The 15,509-nt window shown below is 70.9% G+C and carries 15 protein-coding genes and 1 pseudogene; 8 read left to right on the top strand and 8 right to left on the bottom strand.

Going from position 1 to position 15,509, the window contains the following annotated elements; translation table 11 throughout:
- Positions 1 to 22 precede the first annotated feature (22 nt).
- The 5 genes from ACZ5RK_RS02730 to pfkA are packed head-to-tail and all read left to right on the top strand — an operon-like array spanning position 23 to position 3,481.
- A complete protein-coding gene (locus ACZ5RK_RS02730) occupies positions 23 to 652 on the top strand; it encodes a glycerophosphodiester phosphodiesterase (protein WP_464909580.1) in 630 nt (209 codons plus the stop codon).
- A gap of 10 nt (positions 653 to 662) precedes the next feature.
- Positions 663 to 1,190, top strand: a complete 528-nt coding sequence (locus ACZ5RK_RS02725) for an inorganic diphosphatase (RefSeq protein WP_464909579.1) — start codon at positions 663 to 665, stop codon at positions 1,188 to 1,190.
- Between the two features lie 47 nt (positions 1,191 to 1,237).
- On the top strand, positions 1,238 to 1,726 hold the full coding sequence (locus ACZ5RK_RS02720) for a TFIIB-type zinc ribbon-containing protein (RefSeq protein ID WP_464909578.1): 489 nt from the start codon (positions 1,238 to 1,240) through the stop codon (positions 1,724 to 1,726).
- A 1-nt stretch (position 1,727) separates the two neighbouring features.
- Positions 1,728 to 2,516, top strand: coding sequence for a 16S rRNA (cytidine(1402)-2'-O)-methyltransferase (gene rsmI, locus ACZ5RK_RS02715; RefSeq protein WP_464909577.1), 789 nt, complete (start codon positions 1,728 to 1,730; stop codon positions 2,514 to 2,516).
- Positions 2,513 to 3,481 carry a 6-phosphofructokinase gene (gene pfkA, locus ACZ5RK_RS02710; RefSeq protein ID WP_464909576.1) on the top strand — a complete coding sequence of 323 codons (969 nt, stop codon included), beginning with the start codon at positions 2,513 to 2,515 and terminating at the stop codon, positions 3,479 to 3,481. The genes rsmI and pfkA overlap by 4 nt, the downstream gene beginning before the upstream one ends.
- Here pfkA and ACZ5RK_RS02705 read toward each other — a convergent pair.
- The 5 genes from ACZ5RK_RS02705 to ACZ5RK_RS02685 form a co-directional block, all read right to left on the bottom strand.
- On the bottom strand, positions 3,458 to 3,919 hold the full coding sequence (locus tag ACZ5RK_RS02705; RefSeq protein WP_464909575.1) for a hypothetical protein: 462 nt from the start codon (positions 3,917 to 3,919) through the stop codon (positions 3,458 to 3,460). The two genes, pfkA and ACZ5RK_RS02705, sit on opposite strands and share 24 nt — an antisense overlap.
- A 9-nt stretch (positions 3,920 to 3,928) precedes the next feature.
- Complete coding sequence (gene pheT / locus ACZ5RK_RS02700) at positions 3,929 to 6,280, bottom strand: phenylalanine--tRNA ligase subunit beta (RefSeq protein WP_464909574.1); 2,352 nt, start codon at positions 6,278 to 6,280, stop codon at positions 3,929 to 3,931.
- A complete protein-coding gene (pheS, locus tag ACZ5RK_RS02695) occupies positions 6,277 to 7,326 on the bottom strand; it encodes a phenylalanine--tRNA ligase subunit alpha (RefSeq protein WP_464910044.1) in 1,050 nt (349 codons plus the stop codon). The genes pheT and pheS overlap by 4 nt, the downstream gene beginning before the upstream one ends.
- A gap of 168 nt (positions 7,327 to 7,494) precedes the next feature.
- Positions 7,495 to 8,154, bottom strand: a complete 660-nt coding sequence (locus tag ACZ5RK_RS02690) for a DUF5639 domain-containing protein (protein WP_464909573.1) — start codon at positions 8,152 to 8,154, stop codon at positions 7,495 to 7,497.
- Between the two features lie 9 nt (positions 8,155 to 8,163).
- Positions 8,164 to 9,213 (bottom strand): MFS transporter, encoded by a 1,050-nt coding sequence (locus ACZ5RK_RS02685; RefSeq protein ID WP_464909572.1) that lies wholly within the window; start codon positions 9,211 to 9,213, stop codon positions 8,164 to 8,166.
- A 17-nt stretch (positions 9,214 to 9,230) separates the two neighbouring features.
- Here ACZ5RK_RS02685 and ACZ5RK_RS02680 point away from each other — a divergent pair, with 17 nt between their 5' ends.
- Genes ACZ5RK_RS02680 through ACZ5RK_RS02670 form a run of 3 tightly spaced genes read left to right on the top strand, consistent with a single transcriptional unit; the run spans position 9,231 to position 12,747 of the window.
- Positions 9,231 to 11,342 (top strand): primosomal protein N' family DNA-binding protein, encoded by a 2,112-nt coding sequence (locus ACZ5RK_RS02680; protein WP_464909571.1) that lies wholly within the window; start codon positions 9,231 to 9,233, stop codon positions 11,340 to 11,342.
- On the top strand, positions 11,342 to 12,421 hold the full coding sequence (gene alr / locus ACZ5RK_RS02675; RefSeq protein WP_464909570.1) for an alanine racemase: 1,080 nt from the start codon (positions 11,342 to 11,344) through the stop codon (positions 12,419 to 12,421). The genes ACZ5RK_RS02680 and alr overlap by 1 nt, the downstream gene beginning before the upstream one ends.
- 5 nt (positions 12,422 to 12,426) lie before the next feature.
- A complete protein-coding gene (locus ACZ5RK_RS02670) occupies positions 12,427 to 12,747 on the top strand; it encodes a DUF3208 family protein (protein ID WP_464909569.1) in 321 nt (106 codons plus the stop codon).
- On the opposite strand, the gene ACZ5RK_RS02665 is transcribed toward ACZ5RK_RS02670, so the two are convergent.
- From ACZ5RK_RS02665 to rapZ, 3 genes and pseudogenes are all read right to left on the bottom strand, one after another.
- Positions 12,744 to 13,472 carry a glucodextranase DOMON-like domain-containing protein gene (locus ACZ5RK_RS02665; RefSeq protein ID WP_464909568.1) on the bottom strand — a complete coding sequence of 243 codons (729 nt, stop codon included), beginning with the start codon at positions 13,470 to 13,472 and terminating at the stop codon, positions 12,744 to 12,746. The two genes, ACZ5RK_RS02670 and ACZ5RK_RS02665, sit on opposite strands and share 4 nt — an antisense overlap.
- A gap of 8 nt (positions 13,473 to 13,480) precedes the next feature.
- Positions 13,481 to 14,628: pseudogene (locus ACZ5RK_RS02660) on the bottom strand (gluconeogenesis factor YvcK family protein).
- Positions 14,629 to 14,680: 52 nt separating this feature from the next.
- Complete coding sequence (rapZ, locus tag ACZ5RK_RS02655; protein ID WP_464909567.1) at positions 14,681 to 15,502, bottom strand: RNase adapter RapZ; 822 nt, start codon at positions 15,500 to 15,502, stop codon at positions 14,681 to 14,683.
- Positions 15,503 to 15,509: the final 7 nt, after the last annotated feature.

Below are 15,509 nucleotides of genomic sequence, written 5' to 3'. Positions count from 1 at the left end.
GGCCCCATTGTATACTTCCCCCGTGCCCCTTCGCTTAGGCCACCGCGGGCTCGCCCAGGGGGTGCGGGAGAACACCCTGGAGGCCTTCGCCAAGGCCCTCGAGGCCGGCCTGGACGGGTTTGAGCTGGACGTCCACCTCACCCGGGACGGCGTGCTGGTGGTCCACCACGACTTCACCCTTGGAGGCCTTCCCCTGGCCTCCCTGACCTCCCGGGAGCTCCCCGCTTACGTGCCTACCCTGGAGGCCGTCCTGAGGGCGTTCCCCCGGGTCTGGATCAACGTGGAGCTCAAAAGCCTCCCCCCTGAGACCGACGGCCGGGAGGAGGCCTTGGCCCGCCTCCTGGCCCGGTACCCCTCCCCCCAGGTGTGGGTGAGCTCCTTTGACCCCCTGGCCCTGGTGCGCCTCCGGCGCTTGGGGGTGGGGCCCCTGGGTCTCCTCTACGAGAAGCCCGAGGCCCTGGAGCTCGCCCCTTGCCTGGGGGTGGCCTGGGTGCACCCCTGGGAGGGCCTCCTCACGGCGGAGGAGGTGGCCCGGCTTCGGGCCCGCTACCGGGTCCTGGCCTGGACGGTGAACGAGAGGGCCCGGGCCCAGGCCCTGGCGGCCTGGGGGGTGGAGGCCCTGGTCACGGACCGGGCGGAGGCCCTCGTATAATGGGGGGGCTATGGCGAACCTGAAGAGCCTTCCCGTGGGAAAGGGCGCTCCCGAGGTGGTCCACATGGTCATTGAGGTGCCCCGCGGCTCAGGGAACAAGTACGAGTACGACCCCGAGCTGGGGGTGGTCAAGCTGGACCGGGTCCTGCCGGGAGCCCAGTTCTACCCAGGGGACTACGGCTTCATCCCCTCCACCCTGGCCGAGGATGGGGACCCCCTGGACGGGCTGGTGCTCTCCACCTACCCCCTCCTTCCTGGCGTGGTGGTGGAGGTGCGGGTGGTGGGCCTCCTCCTCATGGAGGACGAGAAGGGCGGGGACGCCAAGATCCTGGGGGTGGTGCACGAGGACCAGCGCCTGGAGCACATCCGGGACATCGGCGACGTCCCCGAAGGGGTGAAGCAGGAGATCCAGCACTTCTTTGAAACCTACAAGGCCCTGGAGGCCAAGAAGGGCAAGTGGGTGAAGGTCACGGGCTGGCGGGGCCGGGAGGCGGCCTTGGAGGAGGTCCGGGCCTCCATGGCCCGCTACGGGGGCTAGGGGCCTTGGGGGGAGGGTGGGGGTAGAATCCCCTTAGGGGGTGGCTTATGGTTTGCCCGGTCTGCGGAGAGGCCTTGGACCTGGAGGGGTACGAGGCCGGGGACCTTTTGGACTGCGAGGCCTGCGGGGCGGTGCTCCGCCTCCTCTCCGACGGCTCCCTGGAGGTGGTGGAGGTGCCCGAGGGGGAAGAGCCCTTGTGGGGCCTCGAGGCCTTCCCCGAAGGGGAGGAGGTGGTTCTCCGCTTCTCCGAGGGCGCCCTGGAAGAGGAGGTGCGCCTGCCCAGGGCGGACCTCCTGGAGGCCCTGAGGCGCCTGGAGGAGGGGGTGGGGGAGGAACCCCCTAAGGAGGCCGAGGACGAGCCCAACCTGGAGCCCGACTACCTCGCCGTGCACCTGGAAAGCGAGGGCGGCCCCGTGGCCCTGCGGCGCCTCCTCTTCCCCGGGGCCCCGGACCTTTTAGAGTTCACCCTTCCCTCCGGCTCCCTCTACGAGTTCCCCTTCCGCCAGGCCTTGAGGATGCTCAAGCCCCTCCTCTAGCGTGCGCCTGGTCTTGGTGCCCACCCCCATCGGCAACCTGGAGGACATCACCTTAAGGGCCCTCCGGGTCTTGAGGGAGGCGGAGGTGGTGGCCTGCGAGGATACCCGGCGCACGGGCCTCCTCCTCCGGCATTACGGCATCCCCACCCCCACCCTGCGCCTGGACCAGCACACGGTGGGCCGCGCCCGGGAGCTCCTCTCCCCTTTCCGCTACGTGGCCTACGCCACGGACGCCGGTACCCCGGGAATCTCCGACCCCGGGGCCGAGCTGGTGCGCCAGGCCTTAGAATGGGGCTGGCACGTGGAAGCGCTTCCCGGACCCACCGCCCTCATCCCCGCCCTGGTGGCTTCAGGCCTGCCCACCCACCGCTTCACCTTTGAGGGGTTCCTGCCCAAGGGGGGGAAGGAGCGAAAGGAGCGGATCCTGGCCTTGGCCCGGGAAGGGAGGACCGCCGTGCTCTACGAGAGCCCCCACCGCCTGAGGAAGACCCTGGAGGACCTCTTGGCGGTGTACGGCCCCGGGCACCCCGTGGCCGTGGCCCGGGAGATCAGCAAGGTCCACGAGGAGGTCTTTCGGGGCAGTTTGCGGGAGGCCCTGGAGCGCTTTCTTGCGCCCAAGGGGGAGTTCGTCCTGGTCCTGGGACCCAAGGAGGCCCCTCCTCCGGTAGGGGAGGAGCTCGTGGGGAGGCTTCGCGCCCAGGGGCTTTCCGGAAAGGCCCTCTTCCGGGCCCTGATGGCCGCCGGACTGCCCCGGAACGAGGCCTACCGCCTCAGCATGGAGGAGCCATGAAGCGAATCGGGGTATTTACCAGCGGGGGGGACGCCCCGGGCATGAACGCCGCCATCCGGGCGGTGGTGCGCCAGGCCTACGCCCTGGGGGTAGAGGTCATCGGCATCCGCCGGGGCTACGCGGGCATGATCCAGGGGGAGATGCTTCCTTTGGGGGTGCGGGACGTGGCCAACATCCTCCAACGGGGAGGGACCATCCTCCTCACCGCCCGAAGCCAGGAGTTCCTCACGGAGGAGGGCCGGGCCAAGGCCTTCGCCAAGCTGGAGGCGGCGGGTATTGAGGGGCTGGTGGCCATCGGCGGCGACGGCACCTTCCGCGGGGCCATGCGCCTCATAGAGGAGTTCCGGATCCCGGTGGTGGGGGTTCCCGGCACCATTGACAACGACCTCTTCGGCACCGACTACACCATCGGCTTTGACACGGCGGTGAACACCGCCCTGGAGGCCATTGACCGCATCCGGGACACGGCGGCGAGCCACGAGCGGGTCTTCTTCATAGAGGTCATGGGGCGGCATGCGGGCTTTATCGCTTTGGACGTGGGCCTGGCGGGCGGGGCGGAGGTTATCGCCGTTCCCGAGGCGCCCGTGGACCCCAAGGCCATCGCCGAGGGGCTTTTGGAGTCCCAAAGGCGGGGGAAGACCAGCTCCATCGTGGTGGTGGCGGAAGGGGCCTACCCCGGAGGGGCGGCGGGGCTTCTCGCCGCCATCCAGGAGCACGTCCGGGTGGAGGCCCGGGTCACGGTCTTGGGGCACATCCACCGGGGGGGAAGCCCCACGGCCAAGGACCGCATCCTGGCGAGCCGCTTAGGGGCGGCGGCGGTGGAGGCGTTGGCGGGGGGGACCAGCGGGGTCATGGTGGGGGAGGTGGCGGGGGAGGTGGAGCTCACCCCCCTAAAGGAGGCGGTGGAGCGCAGGAAGGACATCCACCACGGCCTCCTCGCCCTATCGCGGGTGCTGGCCCTCTAGGGCCAGGGCCTTCCTGAGCCAGGGGGTCTTCCAGGCCAGGCGGAAGGCCTCCCGGGCGAAGGGGCTCTGGCTCACCCCCTGGTAGATGGGGGTGGGGAGGTTCACCGAGGGGTAGCGCAGGTTCCCCCCCACCGCTTCCCAGGGGAAGCCCGTCCAGAGGGCTAGGGCCAGGAAAAGCCCCAGGAGGGTGCCCCCCAGGAGGCCGAGGAAGCCCTCGAGGCCCCGGGGAAGGGCGGGCAAGGGGAGGCTCTTGGCCAGAAGGCCCGAAAGAAGTCCAAGCCCCAGGCCCCACCCCACCCCGGAGGGCCCCAGCTGGGCGAGGAGGGGGTACAAGACCCCCCCGAGCCCGGCGAAGGCCAAGGGAAGCCCGGCCCGGTAGCCCAAGGCCGCCCCCAGGGCCAGGCTCCAGAGGGCCAGGAGGTCCACCCAGGTGAGCATGCCTAGAGTCTACTCCCTAAGCCCGAAGCCCCGGGCCCTCAAGGCGGCCACGATCCGGGCCAGGATCCCCTCCACCTCGGCCTCCTGGAGGGTGCGCCCGGGGTGGCGGAAGCGGAGGTGGAAGGCGAGGCTCTTCTCCCCCGCCTTGAGGGGGGGGCCCTGGTAGAGGTCAAAGAGCTCCAGGCTTTCCAGGTGGGGGCCTGCGGCCTCCCGGAGGATTCTTTCCACCTCCCCGTAGGGGGTGGTCTCGGGGACCACCACCGCCAGGTCGCGGAAGGCGGGGGGATAGCGGGAGGGGTCTTGGAAGCGGAAGGGGGCCTTTGGCAGGGGCAGGCGGAGCTCAAAGAGCCACACCCGGGGAAGCTCCAGGGCGCGGGCGATCTCCGGGTGGAGCTCCCCTAGGAAGCCCTGTTCCTCCCCTTCCACCCGCACCCTCCCCGAGACCCCCGGGTGGAGGAAGGGGTAGGGGTGGGCCTCCACCCTAAGGGCCAAGCCCAACCGGGCGAAGAGGGCCTCGAGGTGGCCTTTGAGGAGGAAAAACCCCCCCAGGGCCTCCTTCCCCCAGGGGAGCCCTACCCCCTCCCCGAAGAGGAGGCCCGCCAGGTGGGTCCTCTCCGCCACCCGCTCCCCCTCCACCCCGTAGACCCGGCCCATCTCAAAGAGGAGGGCCCGCCCGGGCCGGTCCAGGGCCAGGTTTTCCTTGAGGGCCTTGAGGAGGCCGGGGAAGAGGTGGGTCCTGAGGGCAGCCTTCTCCGGGGCCAGGGGGTTCTGCAGGCGCAAGGGGTAGGGGGGGAGGCGGAAGAGGGCGGCCTCCCCGGGGTCGGCGAAGCTGTAGGTGTAGACCTCCTGGAAGCCGAGCCCCGCCAGGAGCTCCTTCAGGGCCTGCTCCCGGCGGTAGGGCCCTTCCACCCCGCGGTTGTCGGGGGCGGGGAAGAAGGCGGGGAGGGCGAGGGGGATGGTCTCGTACCCCTGGATGCGGGCCACCTCCTCCACCAGGTCCTCCTCCAGCCTCAGGTCCAGTCGGTGGCTGGGAGGCGTCACCCGGTAGGGGCCCTCCCCCTCCACCCGGCACCCGAGCCGCTTCAGGATGGCGAGCTGGGCCTCCTCGGGGTAGGCCGTGCCCAGGAGGCGGTTGGCGTACTGGGGGCGGAAGGGGATGGGCTCGGGGGGCTTGGGCCGGCCTTCCTCCAAGATGGTCCCGGCCACCCGCGCCCCCGCCAGGGCCTGGAGGAGGCTTAGGGCCCGCCTTTGGGCGGGGATCTGGCCCAAGGGGTCCACCCCCCGCTCAAAGCGGTGGCTGGCCTCGGTGCGGAGGCCGTGGCGGCGGGCGGTCTTGCGGATGGTGACCGGGTCAAAGCAGGCCACCTCCAGGGCGATGGCCCCCGTGTCCTCCCTCACCTCGCTTTCCGCCCCCCCCATGACCCCGGCGAGGCCCAAGGGGAAGCTTTCCTCCCCCTTCCGGCCGGCGATGACCAGGTCCTCGGGGTGGAGGGTTCTTTCCACCCCGTCCAGGGTCTTGAGCCTTTCCCCTTCCCGGGCCCGCCGCACCAGGATCCCCTCTCCCACGAAGCGCAGGTCAAAGGCGTGCATGGGCTGGGCCCTTTCTAGCATCACGTAGTTGGTGATGTCCACCACGTTGCTGATGGGGCGCATCCCGGCGGCGAAGAGGGCCCGCTGCATCCATAGGGGGCTTGGGCCCACCTTTAGGCCGAAGGCGTAGCCCAGGGTGAAGTGGGGGGCCCCCTCCGGGTCCTCCACCCTTAGGGAGAAGGGGAGGGGGAGGGCCTCCGCCTTCAGGGCGGCCTCCGGCTCCACCAGGGCGTAGCCCAGGGCGTGGAGGTCCCGGGCGAGGCCTAAAAGGCCCAGGGCGTCCGGGCGGTTGGGGGTGACCTCCAGGTCCAGCACCACCTCCTCGGGCCAGGCCTCCGCCAAGGGGGTGCCGGGGGGAAGGGCCTCCGGGGGGAACTCCAGGAGCCCCCCGCCGTACTCCCCCACCCCGAGCTCCTTGGGGGAGAGGGCCATGCCGAAGGAGCGTACCCCCTGGAAGACCCGCTCCCCAACGCGCCCTCCCCCAAGCTCCGTGCCGGGGAGGGCCAGGGCCACCCCGATGCCCTCTCGGGCGTTTTCCGCCCCCGAGACCACCTCCACCACCCGCCCCGCCTCCAGGAGAAGGCGCTTAAGCCTGGTGCCGGGGATGGGGTGGGCCTCGAGGACCCGGGCGAAGACCACGCCCCGGGGGATCTGGAAGACCCGCTCCATCCGGTCCGTCTCAAAGCCCAGGCCCGCCAGGCGCTCCTCCAGGACCTCGGGGCTTTCCAGCTCGGGCACGTACTGCTTCAACCAAGAGAAGGGCACCCTCATAGGACCCCCCTGAACTGCTCCAGCACCTTGAGCCTGGCGCCGAAGAAGTAACGGATGTCGGGGATGCCGTAGCGGAGCATGGCCAGGCGCTCCACCCCGAGCCCGAAGGCGAAGCCCGTCACCCCCTGGTAGGCGGGGGGGAGGTTAAGGCGCTCCCGGTAGGCGTCCACCGCCTGGAAGACCTTGGGGTGGACCATGCCCGCCCCGCCCAGCTCCAGCCACCTCTTGCCCTCGGGCCACCAGACGGCGAACTGGGCCCCGGGCTCCACGAAGGGGAAGTAGACGGGCTGGAAGCGCACCCTGGAATGGGGGCCGTAGAGGGCCTGGGCGAGCTCGTAGATGGCCCCCTTGAGGTGGGCCATGGTGATCCCTTCCCCCACCACCAGGCCTTCCAGCTGGTGGAAGACCGCCTCGTGGGTGGCGTCCGTCTGCTCAAAGCGGAAGACCCGCCCCGGGACCACGATGCGAAAGGGAGGGGTGTGGGCCACCATGTAGCGCACCTGCATGGGGGAGGTGTGGGTCCTGAGGAGGAGCCGCCCCCGCACCTCCTCCCCCAAGGGGCCCTCCAGGCCTAGGGAGCCTTCCAGCCAGAAGGTGTCCCACATGTCCCGGGCCGGGTGGTGCTCGGGGATGTTCAGGGCGTTGAAGTTGAAGAACTCGCCTTCCACCTCCGGGCCCTCCACCGCCTGGTAGCCCAGGGCGCGGAAGATCTCCACCAGCTCCCGCTCCATGAGGGTGATGGGGTGGAGGCCCCCGGGGAAGAGGCGCGCCCCCGGCAGGGAAACGTCCAGGCGCTCGGCCTCCAGGGCCTGGCGCAGGGCCTCCTCCTCCAGGGCCCGCTCCCTGGCCTCCAGGGCCCTTTCCAGGGTTTCCTTGAGGGCGTTCAGGGCCTGCCCCCGGGCCCTCCTCTCCTCCAGGGGCAGGGCCGCCAGGGCCTTCATCTCCTGGGTGAGGAGGCCCTTCCTGCCCAGGTAGCGGGCGCGGAGGGCCTTGAGGGCCTCGAGGTCCCGGGCTTCTTGGATGGCCTTTAGGGCTTCCCGTTCCAACGCCTCCATCCCCTAAAGGATACCCTTACCCCGCCCACAGGTAGCCTTTCCGAGGCCGCAGGGGGTCATACCCTTTCTCCCCCTTTCCTTCGCCCTACCGGCTCGGGGAAGCCTTGCCTAAGGTCTTACCGGGGCCCCCATGCTGGCTTGGGCCAGCACGGGGTGGTATCAGAGGGCCTCCGCCAACCGGAGGAAGGCCCCCGGGACCGGGGGTCTTTCCCCCCCGTCCTTCCAGGAGAAGCGCAGGTCCCAAAGGGGCCCTTCCCCCACCCCCATCCCCGAGGGGAAGAGGGGGCGGAGGTCCAAAGGCCCCACCTCCTCCCCGCCGAAGGCCTCCCGGAAGCGGGCCACCTCCCTTTCGTGGCCGAAGTGGAAGGCGTAAAGCCACGCCCTCCCTCCTTCCCGCAGGGCGAAGAGGAAGCGGGGGAGGGGCCTAAGCTCGGGGAAGGCCCCCTCCCAGGGGCGGCGGAGGAAGCCGGAGGCCCGCCCCGGCCGCAGGCGGAAGACCACCTCCAAGGCCTCTCCCAGAAGCCCGAAGCTCCCCACGAAGGGGCGCACCAGGTCGTAGCCCTGGACGTTCTTCACCACCACCCCCCCCGCCCGCACCACCCGGCCCCGGGGGGTGCGGAAGGTGAGGCCCAGGACCTCCGAGGGGAAGAAGAAGGCCTGGGCAAAGCCGCCCCGGGCCAAAAGCCCCCCCACCCCTCCCGGGAGCTCCACCGGCGGGAAGGGGGGGTAAAGCCCCGTGCCCTGGAGGGCCTCGTAGACCTTCAGGAGGCTCGCCTCCCCGGGGGCCACCAGGTACTGGTCGGCGGCGTGGACCTCCACGGGCCCATACTACCGAAGGGGGGCGAGGAGGAGGGCGAGGAGGGCCAGGGCCATCCCCACCCCTACGGCCAGGGGAAAGCTGTGGAGGAAAAAGGGGTAGAGGAGGCCAGCCAGGGTCCCCCCCAGGTAGAAGCTGGCCACGTAGGCGCCGCTCACCCCCGCCCCCTGCCGCCCGGCGGCCCCCGAGGCCAGGCTCTGGGCGGTGAAGAGGGCGGCCATCAGGAGCACAAAGCCCAGGACCAGGTAGGGGGGCTTGAGGAGGAGGAGGCCCATCCCTACGAGCACCCCGAGGAAGGCCAAGCGGAAGGTGGCCACCGCCCCAAACCGCCTCGCCAGCACCCCCGAGAGGGCGCTCCCCGGGATGCCGAAGAGGTAGGCCAGATAGACGAGCCCCACCCCTCCCGGGCGGAAGCCCAGCTCCAGGAGGCGGTAGGGAAGGAGGTTAGCCAGGAAGAGGTTGAGGAAAAGGAGGAGGCTTCCCACCAGATAGAGGCGCCAGGCCCGGAGCTCATACCGGGGTACCCCCAGGGAGGGTAACCCCCCGGGGGCCTTGAGGAGGAGAAGCCCCAAGGCCAAGGCGGGAAGGGAGAGGAGCCCAAGGGCCTCCCGCACCCCCAGGGCCTCGGCCAAAAGCCCCGAAAGCACCCGGCCAAGCCCCCCGCCCAAGACGTTGCCCGCCATGTAGACCCCGGCCATCTCCAGGGCCCTTTGGGGGAAGAGGAGGGGGATGAGGGCGATGGCCAGGGTGGGGACCAGGGCCGCCCCCACGCCCTGGAGGAGGCGGAAGAGGGTCCAGGAGAGGAGGTTGGGGCTTACGGCCCCTAAAAGCCCTCCTAGCCCCACCAGAAGGAGCCCCCCGCCCAAGAGGATCCCGGCGGGGAGGGGAAGCCTGGGCACCAGGGGGGAGAGGAGGACGAGGAGGAGGAGGGGCAGGCCCATCCCGGGCCCCGCCGCCCCCGGGGGGGCTTGAAAGAGACGTTCCAGGAGGGGAAGGAGGGGGACCACGGCGTAGAGGGCGCTGTACAGGGCCACTCCCGAAAAGAGCACCGCCAGGCGCACGCCCTTATCCTAGGGGTATGCGGGCCCTCCGGGTGGCCCTTCCCCTTCCCTTGCCCCCCATGAGCTACCTGCCCCCCCTGGGGGAGGAGGGGGAGGCCTTGGGGCGGCGGGTGGCCGTGCCCTGGCGGGGGGAGGTGCGCCTGGGGGTGGTGGTGGGGGAGGAGGAGGCCCTTAAGGGGCACGCCCTGCGCCACGCCATCGCCTACCTGGACCCGGGGCCCTACCTGCGCCGGGAGGAGCTCGGTTTCCTGGAGGAGGCGGCCCGGTACCTTTTCGCCCCCTTGGGCCAGGTCCTGGCGGATTTCCTGCCCCCCTTTCCCGAGGTGCGCCACCGGGTGCGGCTTTACCCCGGGGCCGACCCCAAGGTGCTTCCCAAAGGCCTCGAGGCCCTGAGGGAATGGCAGGAGGCCAAGGGCTTTGACCCCAAGCTCCTGGACCTCCTGCGGGAGGCGGGGGTTCTGGAGGAGGCGGTGGCCTTCAAGGAGGGAAGGAGGGTCCTCCTCCCCCTAAAGGAGGCCCACCCCGACCCCGAGATGGACCGGGTCCTCCAGGTCCTTCGGGCCCTGGGCCACGCGGAAAGCCAGGCGGCCCTGGCCCGGGAAGCGGGGGTGGGGGTGGGGAGGGTGAGGCGCCTTCTGGAGGAGGGGTACATCGGCCAAGGGCCCCTCCCCGAGCTCCCCCCTTCGGGCCCCTCCCTGGAGCCCCTTCCCCTGCCCGAACGCCCCGAGCGCCTGAACGGGGGAAGGTTCTCCGAAAGGCTCCGCCTTCTAAAGGGCCTGGTGGCCGAGGGGGAGCACCTGGTCCTCTTCCCCGAGGTGAGCCTTCTGGAGCGCTTCCTGGCCTTTTTCCCCGAGGCCAGGGCCTACCACGGGGGGCTTTCCCCCTGGGAGCGGGAGGTCCTTTTCCGAAACCCCCGGGGCCTGGTCTTCGCCACCTACGGGGGGCTTCTCCTGCCCTTCACCCCCCGGTCCTTGGTGGTGGTGGAGGAGGGGAGCGAAAGCTACAAGCTCCCCTCGGGGAGCCGGGCCTTCATCCCCCCCCTGGCCGAGCTCCGGGCCAGGCTCCTGGGGGTGCCCCTTACCTACCTTTCCCTGGTGCCGGCGGTGGAGGTGCTGGAAAAGCCCGGCCTCACCTTTCCCGTGCCTAGGCCGCGGGTCCTCCTCCTGGACCTCAGGCGGGAGAAGGGCCATCCCTTCACGGGGAGGGCCCTGGCCCTTCTTAAGCAGGTGGAGGAGCGGGGAAGGCAAGCGGTGGTCCTGGCGCCCCGGAAAGGGTACAGCGCCCTCCTCCTCTGCGCCGACTGCGGCTACAAGCCCACCTGCCCCCACTGCGCCCTGCCTCTGCGCTACCACCGGCCAAACCGCCTCCTCTGCCACCAGTGCGGCCACGAGGAGACTCCCCCCCTACTTTGCCCCCGGTGCGGCTCCCCGCTTCTAGAGCCCAAGGGGCCCGGGCTGGAATGGCTTTGGGAGGAGCTTAAGGCCCATCTTTCCCTTCCCGTCTTCCGCTACGCCAAGGAGGCCAAGGACGACCTTTCCCCTCTCCTTGGGGGGGAGCCCGGGGTGGTGGTGGGGACCACGGCCCTCCTCCGGGGGCCCACCCTACCGGAGCTGGCCCTGGTCCTCCTGCCCTACGCCGACGGCTTTCTTTACGAGAGCGATTTCCGGGCGGCGGAGCGGTACCACCGGCTCCTCTGGGCCCTCGCGGAGCTGAGGCCGGGAAGGCGCCCCCTCCTTGCCCTCCAGACCTACACCCCCGACCACCCCGCCCACCAGGGCCTCCTGGAGGGGAGCGTGGAGGCCTTCCCCTGGGTGGAAAAGGCCCTGCGGGAGGCCTTAGACTATCCTCCCAAGGTGCGGATGGTGAAGCTGGAGGTGCGCCACCGGCAAGAGGAGAAGGCTCTGGAGGCCGCCTTCGCCCTAAGGGCGGCCCTGGAGGGCGTGGCCCGGGAAGGGGAGGTCTTGGGGCCCGCCCCCGCCCCGGTCCCCCGGGTGAAGGGGTTTTACCTCTACCACCTCCTCCTCAAGGGGAGCAGCGAGCGCCTGGAGGCCCTCCTTTCCCGTCTGGACCGGCGCAAGTTCCGGCTGGACCCCGACCCCCACCGCTTCGTGGGGCTTTTGGAGGACTGATGGAAGCCCGGGCCTGGATAGAGGTGGACCTCGGCGCCCTATGGTGGAACCACCTCCTCCTTGCGGAAAAGGCCCGTGGGGAGGTCATCCCCGTCCTTAAGGCCGACGCCTACGGGCACGGGGCCTTGCCCCTCGCCCGCTTCCTGGAGGCCAGGGGCGTGGGGCGCTTCGCCGTGGCCACCCTGGCCGAGGGGCGGGCCCTGCGGCGGGGGGGCGTGCGGGGGGAGGTCCTGCTTTTGGGGAGCCTCCACCCCCTGGAGGCCGAGGAGGCCTTGAGGTGGGGGCTCACGCCGAGCCTCTCCACCCTCGAGGCCGCAGAGGCCCTGGCCCGGAGGGCGAGGGCCCTGGGTCTTACCCCCAGGGCCCACCTCAAGGTGGATACTGGCATGAACCGGGTGGGCTTCCCCTTTGCGGAGGCCGGGGAGGCCCTCCGGGCGGTGGAGGCCCTGGGGGTGCGGGTGGAGGGGGTCTACAGCCACCTGGCCACCGCCGGGGAGGACGAGGCCTTCGTGGAGGTGCAGAGGCGCCGCTTCCAGGAGGTGAGGGGGGTCCTGGGGGAGGGGTACTTTTACCACCTGGAGAACTCCTTAGGCCTCCTCCTCCACGGGGGGGAGAACGCCCGGGTGGGCCTAGCCCTCTACGGCCTGGTGCCGGGGTTCGGCCTCAGGCCTGTTCTCCGCCTCCTGGCCCGGCCCACCCTGGTGAAGCGCCTGAGGCCCGGGGACCGGGTGGGGTACGGCGGGGAGTACGTGGCGAAAGGCGGGGAGTGGCTCGCCACCCTTCCCGTGGGCTACGCCGACGGGCTTCCCCGGGGGGCGGTGGGCTTCGTCCGGGGGCCTGGGGGGGAGGTTTGCCGGGTGGCGGGGCGGATCTCCATGGACCAGACCACGGTGGTGCTCCCGGGCCCCGTGGGCCTCGAGGCGGTCTTTGAGGTCCTCTCCCCGGACTTCGGCCCCACGGGGCTTTTGGCCTGGGCCGAGGCCCGGGGCACCATCCCCTACGAGGTGGCGGTGCACCTTTCCCGGAGGCTTCCCCGCCGCTACCTTCTGGAGGGGGAGGTCCTAGAGGAGGTGGGCTAGGGGCCATGCGGGCCGTCCGCCTCTTCCAGGGCTACCTCTGGCGCCCCAAGGAAGCCTCCTGGGACCCCAGGGCCTTGCTCCCCGAGGAACTCCAGGGGGCCAGGCTCCTCCTGGACGAGGTGCCGCCCCCCACCCCCTTCTTTGAGGACGGCACCCCCACCCACACCCAGCGCTTCTACCAGCTCACCCTGCTCCTCCTCACGGAGGAGCCCCCAGAGGCCCTCAAGCCCCTGGCCGAGGCGGTGGCCGAAGCGTTGCAGGCCCGCTTGGAAGCCCTTCCCCAAGGGGCGGGCTGGCTCCTCCTGGAGGACCTCCGTCCCCTCTAGGGCCGCCCCGGTGTCCGCGAGGCCCCGGGGGAACGCCTCAGGAGGAAGGCCAGCACCAGGGAGGCTCCGCCCAGGGCGAAGGCCAGGAGGCCTTCCCGGCGCAGGGGGGGGCCTCCTGGCCTTAAGGGCTTGAGAACGCCGCTCTCGTAAGCCCTAGTCTGGTCCAGGGGGTTCTCCGCCAGCAGGTCCACCAAGGGGGGGCTTCCCGGAGGGGCCAGGAGCGTCCAAGGCCCTCCGGAAGGGCTTGCCGGGCGGAGGTACCCGGGGGCAAAGGGGTCAAAGAGGCCCACCCCGGCGTACACCCCGTAGCTCCTTGGGGAAAGGCCGGTGTCCACCACCACCCACTCCCCTTCCCGCCAGGCCTTGGCCGGGGACTTTTCCCCGGAGGGGGTGCGCTTCTCCACCCCGAATCCCGTGAGGAAGAAGCCCACCTCCCAGCCTTCCCCAGGAGGGGTCTTGAGGCCGGGGACGAGCTCTTCCTCCCCGCCCCCCTCCGTGTCCAAAAAGAGGGCCACCGTGGCCAGGCTGAAGCCCAGGGGCCCCCCCAAGGGGTTGGGGTAGCGGGCGAGGCGCACCTTGAGCAGGAGACGCCCCTCCCGCGCCTCCCCCCCCACCGCCACCAGGTCGGCGAAGCCCTCCCCCGCCTCCCGGTAAAGCCCCGCCTGGGGGTACTGGTAAGCCAGGCCCCGGTCGTCCCCTAGAGGGTCCTGGAAGAGAAAGAGCACGCCCACCTTTATACCAGGGAAAGGAGGGCCGCCACCACCTTCCTGGGGTCGTGCTGGGCCAGGGGGCCCTCCTCCCGGAAGTCCCCGGTGAGGACCCGGACCCCGTCCAGGGCGAAGGGCTTGGAGTCAAAGGCCACGGGGTAGCGGCCCTCCTGGGCGTAGCGCCTTTGCACCTCCTCGGGGATGGGGGCGGTGTGGACCAGGACCACCTCCGGCCTGCGCCCCAGGTGGTAGGCGATGGCCTTGTAATGGTCGTAGGCGGTGTAGCCCTCGGTCTCCCCGGGCTCGGTCATGAGGTTGACCACGTAGGCCAAAGGCGCCTTGGCCTGGGTCAGGGCTTCCTTGAGGGGCAGGAAGCTGGGAATCACGCTGGTGTAGAGGCTCCCTGGCCCCAGCACCAAAAGCTCCGCCCGGCGGAGGGCTTGGAGGGCTTCCGGCATCACCTCCCGGGGTTCGGGCCACAAGAAGACCTCCCGGATTCGGCCTCCCCGGGCGCGGACGGCCACCTCCCCCTCCACCTCGGCCCCGTCCTGGAAGCGGGCCCTAAGGCGCACCGCCTCCGGTGTGCTGGGGAGGACCTGTCCCCTGAGGTTCAGGATGGCGTTGGCCTCCCGGATGGCCTCGGCGAACTCCCCCGCAACCTCGTTGAGGGTCACCAGGAAGAGGTTGCCGAAGGTGTGCCCCCGCACCTCCCCTCGGTCAAAGCGGTGCTCCAGAAGCCGGGGCAGGGCGGGGTGGTCGGAAAGCGCCGCCAGGCAGTCCACCAGGTCCCCCATGGCGGGGAGGCCAAAGCTTAGCCTAAGCCGCCCCGTGGACCCCCCGTCGTCGGTGACGGCCACGATGGCGGTGGTGTGGGCGGTGTGCTCCTTTAGACCTTTGAGGACCCGGGAGAGGCCTGTGCCCCCGCCAAAGGCCACCACCCTGGGACCCCGCTCCAGCCTTCGGCGCACGTAGACCCTTTCCGGGACCTCCTCGGGCCGGGTGAAGGCGGAGAGCATGCTCCGGTTCATGGCCCGGATACCCCCCACCAGGAGGCCGAGGCCCAGGAGGAAGAGGAGGGGGCCGGGAAGGGGGGGGGCGGGAAAAGGGGGCCTAGCCCCCAGGAGAGCAGGAGGGCTCCCAGCCCGGCCACGGCGGCGTAGCGCTTGACCCGCATCCCCGGGTACAGCCAGCGCAAGGCGGGGAAGCGCCGGAAGGCCTTGGCCAGGCTAGGCTTCCTTCTCCACATCCCGGTGGCTCACCTCCACCCGGAAGCGGCCCGCCAGCTCCTCGGCGAGCCGTTCCGCCACGGCCACGCTCCGGTGCCGCCCTCCGGTGCACCCCACGGCCACGGTGTAGAAGGCCCGGCCCTCCCTCTTGGCCCCCTCCGCCGCCAGGCCCACCACGGCGAGGAGGGCCCGGTAGTAGGGCTCCTGCTCTTCCCGGAAGACGTAGGCCTTCACCTCGGGGTCCAGGCCGGTTTTGGGTCTGAGGGCGGGGTCGTAGTGGGGGTTGGGAAGGGGGCGCACGTCCAGGACCAGGTCCGCCTCCTGGGGCGGGCCCCACTTGAAGCCGAAGGAGAGGAGGCGGAGCAAGAACCCTCCCTCCTCCCCCAGGAAGCGGGTGAGGGCCTCCTTGAGGGCCCTGGGAGAGAGCTCGGAGGTGTCCAGGACGAGGTGGGCCTGCTCCCGCAGGGGGGCCAGGATCCGCCGCTCCTCGCCGATTTCCTTGAGGAGGTTTCCCGCCCCCAGGGGGTGGACCCGGCGGGTGAGGTTGTAGCGGCGGAGGAGGACCTCGGGGCGGGCCTCGAGGTAGATCACCGTGGGCCTGAGCCCTTCCAGGACCCCTTCCAGGTCGGCGAAGAAGGCCGCGGCCCGGGCGTCCAGCACCACCCCCACCTTCCCGATGCCCTGGCGGCCGAGCTCTTCCAAGAGGGGTTTCCAGAGCCTTGGGGGGAGGTTGTCCACCATGAAATACCCCAGGTCCTCCAGGAACCCTTTGGCCGTGGTCTTGCCCGCCCCCGAGAGGCCGGAGAGCACCAGAAAGCCCATCTCCCTG

The sequence above is a fragment of the Thermus kawarayensis JCM 12314 genome (assembly GCF_055393575.1).
The sequence above is the reverse complement of the archived record's forward strand: the minus strand, read 5'-3'. Positions and strand labels throughout refer to the sequence as shown.

What these genes read in the sequence shown, in the direction of transcription:
- ACZ5RK_RS02725 (WP_464909579.1), top strand. Translation starts at nt 663, where the DNA reads ATGGCGAACCTGAAGAGCCTTCCCGTGGGAAAGGGCGCTCCCGAGGTG.
- ACZ5RK_RS02720 (WP_464909578.1), top strand. Translation starts at nt 1,238, where the DNA reads ATGGTTTGCCCGGTCTGCGGAGAGGCCTTGGACCTGGAGGGGTACGAG.
- pfkA (WP_464909576.1), top strand. Translation starts at nt 2,513, where the DNA reads ATGAAGCGAATCGGGGTATTTACCAGCGGGGGGGACGCCCCGGGCATG.
- ACZ5RK_RS02705 (WP_464909575.1), bottom strand. Translation starts at nt 3,919, where the DNA reads ATGCTCACCTGGGTGGACCTCCTGGCCCTCTGGAGCCTGGCCCTGGGG.
- pheT (WP_464909574.1), bottom strand. Translation starts at nt 6,280, where the DNA reads ATGAGGGTGCCCTTCTCTTGGTTGAAGCAGTACGTGCCCGAGCTGGAA.
- ACZ5RK_RS02680 (WP_464909571.1), top strand. Translation starts at nt 9,231, where the DNA reads ATGCGGGCCCTCCGGGTGGCCCTTCCCCTTCCCTTGCCCCCCATGAGC.
- alr (WP_464909570.1), top strand. Translation starts at nt 11,342, where the DNA reads ATGGAAGCCCGGGCCTGGATAGAGGTGGACCTCGGCGCCCTATGGTGG.
- ACZ5RK_RS02670 (WP_464909569.1), top strand. Translation starts at nt 12,427, where the DNA reads ATGCGGGCCGTCCGCCTCTTCCAGGGCTACCTCTGGCGCCCCAAGGAA.
- rapZ (WP_464909567.1), bottom strand. Translation starts at nt 15,502, where the DNA reads ATGGGCTTTCTGGTGCTCTCCGGCCTCTCGGGGGCGGGCAAGACCACG.